General features: G+C 42.8%; 7 protein-coding genes. 4 read left to right on the top strand and 3 right to left on the bottom strand.

The features are described from left to right. The first annotated feature begins 385 nt into the window (after positions 1 to 385). The 3 genes from AC4II3_RS12255 (at position 386) to AC4II3_RS12245 (ending at position 6809) form a co-directional block, all read left to right on the top strand. Positions 386 to 1684, top strand: coding sequence for an ATP-binding protein (locus tag AC4II3_RS12255; protein WP_488011019.1), 1299 nt, complete (start codon positions 386 to 388; stop codon positions 1682 to 1684). Positions 1685 to 1774: 90 nt separating this feature from the next. After that, a complete protein-coding gene (locus AC4II3_RS12250) occupies positions 1775 to 6682 on the top strand; it encodes a WD40 domain-containing protein (protein WP_488011021.1) in 4908 nt (1635 codons plus the stop codon). Then, a complete protein-coding gene (locus tag AC4II3_RS12245) occupies positions 6639 to 6809 on the top strand; it encodes a hypothetical protein (RefSeq protein ID WP_488029288.1) in 171 nt (56 codons plus the stop codon). Before AC4II3_RS12250 ends, AC4II3_RS12245 begins: the two co-directional genes overlap by 44 nt. On the opposite strand, the gene AC4II3_RS12240 is transcribed toward AC4II3_RS12245, so the two are convergent. Then, complete coding sequence (locus tag AC4II3_RS12240; RefSeq protein WP_488011023.1) at positions 6784 to 8013, bottom strand: DUF1501 domain-containing protein; 1230 nt, start codon at positions 8011 to 8013, stop codon at positions 6784 to 6786. The two genes, AC4II3_RS12245 and AC4II3_RS12240, sit on opposite strands and share 26 nt — an antisense overlap. Before the next feature lie 359 nt (positions 8014 to 8372). Beyond that, complete coding sequence (locus AC4II3_RS12235) at positions 8373 to 9884, bottom strand: DUF1800 domain-containing protein (RefSeq protein ID WP_488011025.1); 1512 nt, start codon at positions 9882 to 9884, stop codon at positions 8373 to 8375. 528 nt (positions 9885 to 10412) lie between these two features. Here AC4II3_RS12235 and AC4II3_RS12230 point away from each other — a divergent pair. Next, positions 10413 to 10676, top strand: a complete 264-nt coding sequence (locus tag AC4II3_RS12230) for a hypothetical protein (RefSeq protein WP_293020207.1) — start codon at positions 10413 to 10415, stop codon at positions 10674 to 10676. Between the two features lie 85 nt (positions 10677 to 10761). Here AC4II3_RS12230 and AC4II3_RS12225 read toward each other — a convergent pair whose 3' ends face one another. Beyond that, entirely contained in the window at positions 10762 to 11184 is a 423-nt protein-coding gene (locus tag AC4II3_RS12225) for a ribonuclease HI family protein (RefSeq protein WP_488011027.1), read from the bottom strand. Positions 11185 to 11379: the final 195 nt, after the last annotated feature.

Here is an 11379-nt window from a genome sequence, read left to right as displayed (position 1 = left end):
GTAGGGAGTAGGGAGTAGGGAGTAGGGAGTAGGGAGTAGGGAGTAGGGAGTAGGATAAAATTAGCTGTAACTCATAATTATTATAACCGATAATTAGTAATTTTTGATTAAAAAAATACATCAAAAAACTGTTATCAGTTTTTAAAAACTGACCCTAAAAATCAAGGCTTATTTAGCATCACCCCAAAAAGTTATCGGATTTCTTTCCTACTCTTACCTATTCCCTGTTCCCTATTCCCTATTCCCTATTCCCTACTATTTATAAGTGTTCAACCGAAAATGATATAAAATAGAGTGGGTGCATAATGCCAGCTAGGATGAACGGTTCTATGTTCCAACCGCAGCTTGGTACAGAATAGGTAAAAACCACCAATAAAAAAGTAAAATGGCTGATTTACAAACGTTTTACCGAGCGACCAACCCCAGTAAAACCTTAGCGGTGGACAATGAGGAGGATCGCAAGTATTACATTGATTTCTCTTCAGTACGCGGCGGTCAGATTATTGAAAAACTTAGAAAAAAGATTGCTATATTTTCACCCAATCAGCCTACTTGTGAACTGTTTACTGGGCATATTGGCTGCGGCAAGTCTACGGAGTTGCTCAGGTTAAAACTGGATTTAGAACGGTCAGGATTTCATGTGGTTTACTTCGAGTCCGATCAAGATTTGGAAATGAGCGATGTTGATATTAGCGATATTTTACTGGCGATCGCTCGTCGAGTCAGTGAAAGTCTGGAAAGTGCTGGCATTAGCCTTCAACCAGGGTACTTTCAGAGGTTATTCGGTGAAGTCACAGATATCTTAAAAACACCGATGGAGCTATCGGATGTAGAATTCTCTGTAGGGATTGCCACCATTACTAGTCAAGCCAAAGCTAGCCCTAAGCAGCGGGATAAGTTGAGAGGATATCTAGAGCCTCGAACCAATGGAATTATTGAAGCAATTAATCAGGAGGTGCTGGAGCCTGCTATCAAGAAATTGAAACAGAGCGGGAAAAAGGGACTAGTAGTTATTGTTGATAACCTTGACCGGGTAGATTCTATTCAAAAGCCCTTTGGTCGTCTTCAGCCAGAATATTTGTTTGCGGATCGAGGGGCACAGTTGCGGGGACTGGGCTGTCACGTGGTTTACACTATTCCATTGTCACTGCGCTTCTCCAATGACTTTGGGATGGTGAGTGAACGGTTTATGACCGACCCCAAAGTCCTGCCAATGGTACCTGTGCATTTACGGGACGGTAGTAAACATGAAGAAGGAATGGCACTGCTGCGACAGATGGTGCTGGCAAGAGCATTCCCAGATTTAGAGCCAAACCAGCGTCTGACTAAAATTACAGCAATTTTTGACAGTCCTGAAACCTTAGACCGTTTATGTGGTGCTAGTGGTGGTCATGTGCGGAATTTACTTCGGTTTCTCCGTGAATGGATCATGGAGGAAGGAAAACTACCCCTTTCCAGCCATGTTCTAGAAAGTATGATTCGGGCCCAGCGTCATAAACTTGTCTTAGCAATCACTGATGATGAATGGGATTTACTGCGTAAAGTAGCTAAGGACAAGAAAGTGACTGGAGATGATGGATATCAAATCTTAATCCGCAGTCGCTTTGTTTATGAGTATTATGATCAAGATGAACCTTGGTTTGATGTTAATCCAATTTTAGCAGAAGCTAAGGAACTAGTTTGATGTTAGGGACTTGGCTGTCAAAAAAATACCAATTAAAGTCCGGTGGGCAAACTAATCTAATCTAGAAAACTCAAAATAACCAAACTGTTTTTGCCCACCCTACAAGCTGTTCCCTGTTCCGGTGATCCGCTGTTCCCTTTGCTATATATGAGTATCTCCGATAAAACCAAAGAAGTTGCTGCCTACAACGAACGTGCGTTGCAAACATTGGCTTGGGCAATGGAAGCTTCTCAGGGGCAATTTTCACTGATTTTTGCACACTGTAACTATACCTATGTACAGCAGCAAATGACTGAGGGGCTCCGAGAAACCTGTCCTGTTCAAATCCGCGAGGTTGTGCTGAAAAAGTCTGATAGCAAACTATATAGCAAGATTCGGCAGGATTTAGGAGATCAGCAACCAGGGGCTGTGATGGTCTTTGGCTTAGAGGCCGTTGATGATATTGATAGCTTGCTGGCTGCCACTAACCAAGTGCGGGAAGAGTTTCGGAAAAATTTCCATTTCCCCCTAGTGCTGTGGATTAATGATGACGTTCAAACCAAATTGATTCGGGTTGCTCCTGATTTGGAGAGTTGGGGCACAACTAGGGAGTTTCAAACCCCTCCTGATTCCTTATCTTATGAATTAATCTATACTCTATCTCAAAAAGCTAAGGAGATCTTGGCTACCTTTCCAGACTCTGATCCTGACAAATTTTTGTATGAGCTGAATCGGGGGATAGATGATCTATCCGAATTTGATTTAGCTTGGCAAGATTTACACCATCATAACCAGGAAATAGAGCCAGAGTTAGAAGCTAGTTTTTACTTCATGGTAGGTCGCAATTACTATGCTAAAAAACAATTAGAAGAATCCTTAATTTCCTTTCATAAAAGCTTAGAAATATGGCAAAGCATAACCCGCTACGATTGGAAAGGGATGGTTTTATTTCATATCGGATTGTGTCCTTATGGAAATAGTGAAGAACAAAATTTATTTGAGCAATGTGTTGATAGTTTAGCTCAGATATCTGATCAGGATTTACCTAACCGATTGATTACTCAATTTGCCAGAGTCTTGCAACGCTTACAACGATGGGAAGACTTGGAAACCTTAGCCCAAAGGTCTCTAACACTCCATAGAGCCAATGGTAATTCAATTGAGTTAGCTAAAGATTATGGTTTTCTGGCGGAGGTAGCTTTAGATAAATTAGCTTGGACTGAAGCTAAGGCATTAGCAGAGCAAGCACTCTTAATCCTGAAAACTAGTTTTTTGGATGAATCAACAGCAACTTCATCGGAGCATAAGACAAAATTATATCGGATGCCATCTGTTGATAAAGCTTGGTATTTATTATTATTCGCAAGAGCAGAAAAAGGTCTTTGTAAGTATCAAGACAGTATCAAGTATCTGGAAAGAGCTAAAGCAGAAACTCAAGCCCATTATGCTCCAGAGCTTTATATTAGGATTTTGGCAAGCTGGCGGGAATTATACCTTGAAAAAGGTGACTATCTAGCTGCTTTTAGAGTTAAACAAGAACGAATATCCATTGAGCAACAGTTTGGCTTGCGAGCCTTTATCGGTACAGGGAGATTACAGCCAAAACGAAGAAGAACTAAGTCTCAACTTCCAGCCCTTGATCAGCCTGAAATGGTTGCAGACGAAATCATCGCTTCTGGCCGACAAAAAGATATCAATAATTTGGTCGAAAGAATTGGCAATACTAGTTGTAAATTAACTGTTATTCATGGAGCATCTGGGGTTGGTAAAAGTTCCTTAATCTATGCAGGATTAGTTCCAATTCTCAAACAACGAGCCATTGGTCAACGAGATGTGCTGCCAATTCCCATACGAGTCTATACTGACTGGGTTAGGCAGTTGGGGGAGTTATTGGTTAATTCACTAAAAGCAAGAGGGCTTAGTATTTCTGTTGAAGCAGATTCAGTAACTACCATCTTGGAACAGTTGCAAGAAAATGGTGACCGAAACTTACTAACAGTTTTAATTTTTGATCAGTTTGAAGAATTATTTTCAGCTCTCCCAGATCTAGTCGAGCGTAATCTTTTATTGGAATTCTTAAAAACAGCAATTGACTATATTCCTTATACTCAAGTTATTCTGTCATTAAGGGAAGACTCTCTACACTATCTATTAGAATTTCAACGTTCACAAAAAATAGATACTATCAAGTACATATTAAGCCAAGACATTCTTTATTATTTAGGAAATTTATCTCGCCAAGAAAGTGCTATTTTTATAGATAAATTAACAAAAAAAAATCGGTTTTATTTAGATAAAAATTTGATTGATAAACTTGTTAATGATTTAGCTGGAGAGCTAGGGGAAGTTCGTCCAATTGAGTTACAGATTGTGGGTTCACAATTGCAAGAAGAGAAAATTCATAAACTGGGTGATTATCAAGAAATCGGTTCTAAACAAAAGCTATTGGAGCGATTTTTAGCTGGAGTTGTTAAAGACTGTGGTTATTGGAATAAACGTGACGCAAGACTAGTTTTATACCTCCTAACAGATGAAAATAACACTCGACCACTCAAGTCTAGGGCAGAGTTAGGATCGGGTTTATTGGATCTCGGAGTAGGAGAGACAGAAAACCTGGATTTAATATTAGAGATCTTCGTCAACTCAGGATTGGTTTTACTTTTGCCAGAATTTTCGACTGCTCGCTATCAATTAGTACACGACTATCTTGTTCCTATTATTCGTCAATCGACAGGAGCTTTAATAATCACTGAATTGGAACAGGAAAGACTAGCAAGAAAAGAGGCGGAACGAAGTAAAGTAAGACTAGAAGAGGCCTATAGACAAGAGGCGTTATCTAAAAGCCGATTTAGATCATCAGTTGTAAAAACCTTGATTATTCTGGTACTATTAATGCTATTTCCGGGATTTCTGGGACTACTATTTTTGAGACAAGCCAAAATATTAAACACTGTTGTTCTTACTGAACAATCAGAAGCCCTATTTAACAGAAATAGGGAGTCCCTTGATCCACTCATATTCGCTTTAAAGGCAGGAAGACAACTTAAGTCAGCAATCGCAGTAGGAACCGATACCCGAACTCAGACTTTAGCTGCATTACAGCAAGCCCTTTATGGAGTCAGAGAGCGTAATCGTTTGGAAGGTCATAACAGTTGGGTTAATAGCGTCAGTTTTAGTCCTGATAGTCAACTCCTTGCCACTGGTAGTGATGATGGCACTGTCAAACTCTGGACCATAGAAGGTAAATTACGAAACAGCCTCGGGGGGAGGTATACAGATACATTCAATAGCGTCAGTTTCAGTCCTGATGGTAAAATCCTTGCCACTGGTAGTGATGATGGCACCGTCAAACTCTGGAGTATAGACGGTCAATTACTAAACACCCTACAGGGGCATGAAACTGAGGTTACAAGTATCGGTTTCAGCCCTAATGGTAAGGTGATTGTAAGTGGTAGTCGCGACGGAATAGTAAAATTGTGGGACAGACAAGGTAACCCAATTGGGGAACCCTTTCCAATACAAAACGCTAGTATTATCAGTCTCAGTTTCAGCCCTAATGGTAAGGTGATTGCCAGTGGTAGTCGCAACGGAATAGTAAGATTGTGGAACAGACAAGGTAACCCAATTGGGCAACCTTTTCCAGCACAGAAAACTCGAATCACAAGTATCAGTTTTAGCCCTGATAGTCAGACCATTGCCATCGCCACTCTTGATGGAGCTGTCAGACTCTTGAATCTTCAAGGTCAGGAAAAGCAAACTCTCCAAAGCTTTGGTACCACAATCAACAGCGTTAGCTTTAGTCCTGATGGGAAGACAATTGCCACTGGCAGTTTAGATGGAACTGTTAAGCTCTGGAGTCGGGAAGGTCAGGAACTTCAAACCTTGCGAGGTCATAACAATAGGATCACAAGCATTAGTTTCAGTCCCGATGGCACAATTTTAGCTACCGCTAGCAGAGACTTTACTGTCAGACTCTGGAACGTTGAGGACTATAATTCCAAAACTCAAACCCTATTTGGACATAAGGCTGTGGTTGATAGTGTCAGCTTTAGTCCCGACGGTAACTTAATTGCCAGTGCTAGCTTTGATGGAACTGTTAAGCTCTGGACACGAGACGGTACACTAGTCAGGACATTAGAAGGACATCAAGGTGCAGTCATAAGTCTTAGTTTCAGCCCTGATGAGAAATTCCTTGCCAGTGCTGGTAGAGATGGAACTGTCAAACTTTGGAAACTAGACGGTACATTAGTCAAAACCTTAGAAGGAAATCAAAATTCAGTCATAAGTTTTAGTTTCAGCCCTGATGGAAAATTCCTTGCCAGTGCTAGTTTAGATGGAACGATAAGACTATGGAGTTTGGACGGTCAACTAATCAAAACTATTTATGCCCATAAAGGTGATGTTTACAGCGTTAGTTTCAGCCCTGACGGAAAAACTCTTGCTATTGCTGGTAGATATAGAAGCGTAAAATTCTGGGATGTGAAGACAGGAGTGGAAATCCGCACCCTTCAAGGATACGATAACACCCCCCAAGGATACTACTACGATAACTGGGTCGATCGCATCAGTTTCAGTCCAGAAGGAAAAACTCTTGCTACTGCTGATCGATATGGAACCGTAAAACTCTGGGATGTGAAGACAGGAATGGAAATCCGCACCCTTCTAGGACATAGTGGTGCAGTCACTAGCCTCAGTTTTAGCCCCGACGGTACCATACTTGCCAGTGGTATAAGTGACGGGACACTCAAACTCTGGAGTCTTCCGGAGGGTAAACTACTCCAAACTCTCCAGAGTAGTGGTGCTCGGATCAATAGTGTTAGCTTCAGCCCTGACGGCAAGACTCTTGCTACAGCTAGTGATAATAAAACTGTAATGTTATGGAATATCGATCTTGCTCTAAGTAGTCTAGATGAGCTACTGGGACGTGGTTGCGATTGGGCTAGGGATTATCTGGATGATCTGAAGAATAACCGGAATGTCAGTGAAAGCGATCGCACTCTTTGTGAAGGCATCAACTAAAACGCGATTGACCTTGGCCAAAAGGCCACGCTACGCGAATGGTCACGCTTTCGGCTTTGCCGAAAGCGATCGCACTCCCCTCTCCCGACACCTCTGTTTCCCTACAAAAGCCCCAGATTCTGATTAGACGTAAAACCAGGAAAGATTTGGGCTAAATTGGAGTCTCCAATCTCCATATGTTCCTTTAGCACAGGCATCAGCACGTCACGAAAATCCGTAGTTACTGCTAAGTCCCGTTTTTCATACAACTGGGATTCAGCCAAACCAGGCCACTTTCCATATACCTTACCACCGCGAACTGCTCCACCCAAGACCCACATCACATTCCCGTGTCCATGGTCAGTACCCTTGTTACCATTCTCTGCCAGGGTACGACCAAATTCTGACATCACCACAATCACAGTATCGGCATAAATCGGTTCTAAGGCTTTGACTAGAGTAGCCAACCCTTGTCCTAGACGCTTAAGTTTTCGAGCCAGCTGTCCTTGACTACCGCCCTGGTTAACATGGGTATCCCAGCCACCTAAGGCCAAAAATGCCAGTTGGGTCTTAGCATCCCCCACCATCAGCTTGGCTAATTTGCGGCTATCACCAACAAATTTAGAGGAAGGTCGTGCTCCCCGGTTAGCTGCCATCATTTCTTCCTTTAGCTCAGCCAGCAGTATCTTCCGTGCTTCACTTCCTTCCTGATAAGCCAGATTAATCGCATCATTACCACGATAGAGCTGATCAAAAGCAGCATCAATTTGGGGACGGTCTACAGGGAGCTTGTGATTATAATTTCTCCCCATCGGTAAATTAGCCACTGGCATCTGACCGGATAGAATCCGTGGGGTTGTGGTGCCCATATTCACGGCTTGAGTTGGTATTTCCTTGGGAATCGTCCCTAATAGTCGATTCATCCAGCCATCATCTGTACTCTTAATGCCTGGGGTGCCACTTTCCATGTAATCCTGAGCATCGAAATGGGAGCGAGTGGAGTCTGGTGAACCACTGGCGTGAACAAAAGCTAAACTTTTCTGTTTCCAAAGAGGCATCAAATCACCTAGAGCTGGATGTAAACCAAAGTAACCATCTAAATCCAACACTCCCCCTTTTTCCCCGGTGCGAGGAATCGCAATTCTCGGTCGCGCTTGGTAGTAATCAGCGTCTTGGTATGGCACAACTACATTCAGTCCATCTATCCCACCCCGAAGGAAAATAACAATCAGTCGCTTACGGTGATTAGTATTTGCTGTATTTGCTAATCCTCTGGCTACCCAACTCCCAACGGAGATAATTCCCCCAGCAGTTAGAAGGCTAGCTTGTTGTAATAATTTGCGTCTTTTCATTGTTTATTTTATCTAGCGGTTTTCAATGAAGTGAGGTACATTTTTTTAGGGAGCAGGGAGCAGGGAGCAGGGAGCAGTGAATAGGCAATAGGCAATAGGCAATAGGCAATAGTGGGAAAGAGCTCCGAGGAGTTTTTGATATTATAATAAATCAGGATTTAGTTCTATAAGCTATTTGGAATAGCTATAAAATACTTGTATTAAAATTAAAAATTAAAAATTAAAAATGGCAAATTTAAAATAACAATTCATAAGTCATCAGTCATACTTCAAAAAGTATGGTGAATCAATTTTATTCCCCCTACTCCCTACTCCCTACTCCCTATTCCCAGATCCGCTGTTCCCTGTTCCCTAAGATACTACCGATACATCATTTCTGGACTGCCCAGAATCAAGGCGGCTCGTAGCTTAGCTGGACTACTGTCGATGACTTCTTTGGTTTGGTCAGAAAAGTGATTGGCTAGGGTTTTCCTGAGTTGGACAGCATCCACAGGTTTACGCTTTTCTTTAGGTTGACGCTGCTCGAAATTACCATTAGCTAATGCAGTGGCAAAGCTGACCCGGCGAATCATCCCATCTGGACTGAGCCAAGCCTTCTCAGTGTTTTTGTAACCATTGGGAGTTGGGCAGCCGTAGATGGGCATTCCTAGCTGACGGATAATACCAGATAGGGTTTTCCATTTGGGCTTTTTACTGCCTGTAGCTCGCACTGCTGAGATGATGTAGTGATAGGGGGATTTAAATTTACTGTTGTAATACTGAGTGTCCCAAAATTCAGGGCTTTGAAATAGGGTTTCGAGAACCTTACGAATATCCCCATCGGTCTTCAAAAAGCGTTGGGCTAGAGTGTCTACTAGCTTTGCTGGTGGCTGATCAGCTACAAAGTACTGGGCTAATTTATAGCTAATGTAATGGGCGGTGGAGGGATGACGAGCGAGGAGGTCTAGGGCTTGCTCTCCCTCTAGGCTGCCGCTACCTGGAATCGGTTTACCCAGGAAAACTTTATCACTGTAATCATGGCGCTTAGTGTGGAAATAAAATCCCTGACCGTCACCGTACTTACCTTCACGGTCAGTAGTCCAGCCAGTCAAGATCCGCGCTAAGGTAATTACATCCTCTTGGGTGTAGCCACCATCTACTCCTAGGGTGTGGAGTTCCATCAGTTCCCGAGCATAGTTTTCATTCAGCCCTTTGTATCGACCACGAGCTCCTGGACTTCCTGGTGCAGTGTTTTGGTGGTTGTCTAAATATACGAGCATGGCGGGATGGTGAGCTGTAGCACCTAACAAATCCCGAAAACGACCAAGGGCATGGGGTCTAATGGCATCTTGTTCAAAGGAACTAACCCAGATCCGATTCAATCCCTTGCTATCAAAAACATTGAAATGGTTGAACCAGAAGTCTACCATTACTTCCTGGAGCTGTTGAGGGCTAGCGATCGCTCTGATTAAACGGGCTTCTAATCCCTGCTGCCTAGGTATTTGCGACCGCTTTTGAGCCTGCTTCCGTTCTTGCTGACTCAGCTGCCGTTTCTTTTTACCTTGTGGTGGTGCATAGCCTTTCCATAGCTCCACTGGATTCAGTTCCAGGGTTTCTAAATTATTGAGTTGTTTCCTCAGTTGTGGCGGTTCAGGAATAGATTCTGGGGAAAGTTGGGACTGAATATAGGCCTCAACTCCCATAGATTTCACCCGTTCGATGTCCCCAGGGCGAGGACCAAAACTAACGCGATTGAGGACATGCAATACTTTCGGGTCAGTGGATAAACTGGCAGCGTGCCAGGGCTTGGGTAGTGCCCATAGGAGGATGACTGCCAAGATTAGCCCTAAGAGCCAGTAGACCGGCTTAAGCTTCAATTTTCCCAGATACATTGGTTTTAGGGAGTAGGGGGAAGAGTTTTGTTAGTAGTGGTTTCACCGCACGAGGAGGGGGGAGTGGAAAAAAATCCTATGCACCTCACTCTTGATGAGAATTGCAGTTGATTAGTTCCTCAACACTGAGGGATCTGGCCAGTGGATGATCAGCCACAATTGCCGTTGGCAATGCCTTTAGTAGACTGGTCTGGATGCAACTGCTGACCTTCATCCTTTTCTTCATACTAATGCGATTGACCTTTGGTCACGCTACGCGATGAAGCGAAGCTTCCGCTAAAAGCGATCGCAAATGCGATGGCATGGTGCAGCAGCAGCGAAGTCTGGCAAGGATCATGCCCATCCCATCACTAGATGTTCAGCAGTTGCTCAGCCCGAAAATACCGGAAGTAGGGTACTTTACCTAACTCTGTTTTCCCTTCAAGCATTAGAATATGAAGAATTGTGTCTAAATCTTGCTAGAGATTACTCAAGAACGGATGCAAGACATCAGCAATTCTATATATTCAAGTCCAAAACAGAAACAAAATGGCAAAACATACTAAGGCTTTCATGTCCCGAACCGTAAAAAAGAATGAGCCTACTGGGGTCAAGTATATGACCAAAAACCAAATGGAGTACTATATGGGTGCCAAGCTTATAGAAATTGGGGTTGAGCCGAAATCAGCTATTTATCGATGGTCAGTAGAAAGCAAAGAAAACGATAACCACGAAGTTTGGACTTACGCAGCCTACTGGGGAGATTCCAAAGAGCAACTGTTGCAAGAGGAGCAGGCATCAAAAGAAAACTGAGGTAAGCATTCAGCTGACAGCTGTCAGCTTATTTTATTCAAAAGCTGTTGGCGTAGCCCATAGGCTGATAGCTGAATGCTTAGGTTTACTTCTGGCAATTTTCTAAATCCATACAGTCATTAGCTAACTGGTCAGCTTCAAGGTTTTGGGTTTTGTTAATCCAGATTAATTCGTAGAAATCCAGTTTATCAAGAAGGGTTTTGGCTCGGCTGTGAAAGCTAACTAAATTGTTGTTTTTAACCATATAATCCCCATGAAGCTGGTTAATTACTAGTTCGCAATCCCCATAGATTTTGGCTTGTTTGGCTCCCAGCTTTAAAGTCTTCTGTAGTCCAAGGATTAGTCCCATATATTCACTTTGGTTCTGAGTAGTAAATCCTAAGTATTGAGAGACTGGATAAACTTCACCTTGATACTGAATTATAGCAGCACATGCGGATTGATTAGTGCCTCTTTTGCTGACACCATCGAAATGAATAATAGCAAGATTATTCGATTTATCTGTCATGATATTCTTGAGCTTGTAGGGAGTTTGGTTGTAAGCATTTAGCCTTCAGCGGTCAGCAGTCAGCGGTCAGTGGTCAGCGGTCAGTGGTAAGCCTTTAGCTGATAGCTGATAACTGATAGCTGATAACTGATAGCTGATAACTGATAACTGATAGCTGATAACTGATAACTGATAGCTGATAACTGATAACTGATA

Source organism: Moorena sp. (assembly GCF_982860115.1).
The sequence above is the reverse complement of the archived record's forward strand: the minus strand, read 5'-3'. Positions and strand labels throughout refer to the sequence as shown.

Excerpts from the sequence above, each read along its gene's own strand:
- AC4II3_RS12255 (WP_488011019.1), top strand. The coding sequence starts at position 386 with ATGGCTGATTTACAAACGTTTTACCGAGCGACCAACCCCAGTAAAACC.
- AC4II3_RS12230 (WP_293020207.1), top strand. The coding sequence starts at position 10,413 with ATGGCAAAACATACTAAGGCTTTCATGTCCCGAACCGTAAAAAAGAAT.
- AC4II3_RS12235 (WP_488011025.1), bottom strand. The coding sequence starts at position 9,884 with ATGTATCTGGGAAAATTGAAGCTTAAGCCGGTCTACTGGCTCTTAGGG.
- AC4II3_RS12245 (WP_488029288.1), top strand. The coding sequence starts at position 6,639 with ATGTCAGTGAAAGCGATCGCACTCTTTGTGAAGGCATCAACTAAAACG.
- AC4II3_RS12225 (WP_488011027.1), bottom strand. The coding sequence starts at position 11,184 with ATGACAGATAAATCGAATAATCTTGCTATTATTCATTTCGATGGTGTC.
- AC4II3_RS12240 (WP_488011023.1), bottom strand. The coding sequence starts at position 8,013 with ATGAAAAGACGCAAATTATTACAACAAGCTAGCCTTCTAACTGCTGGG.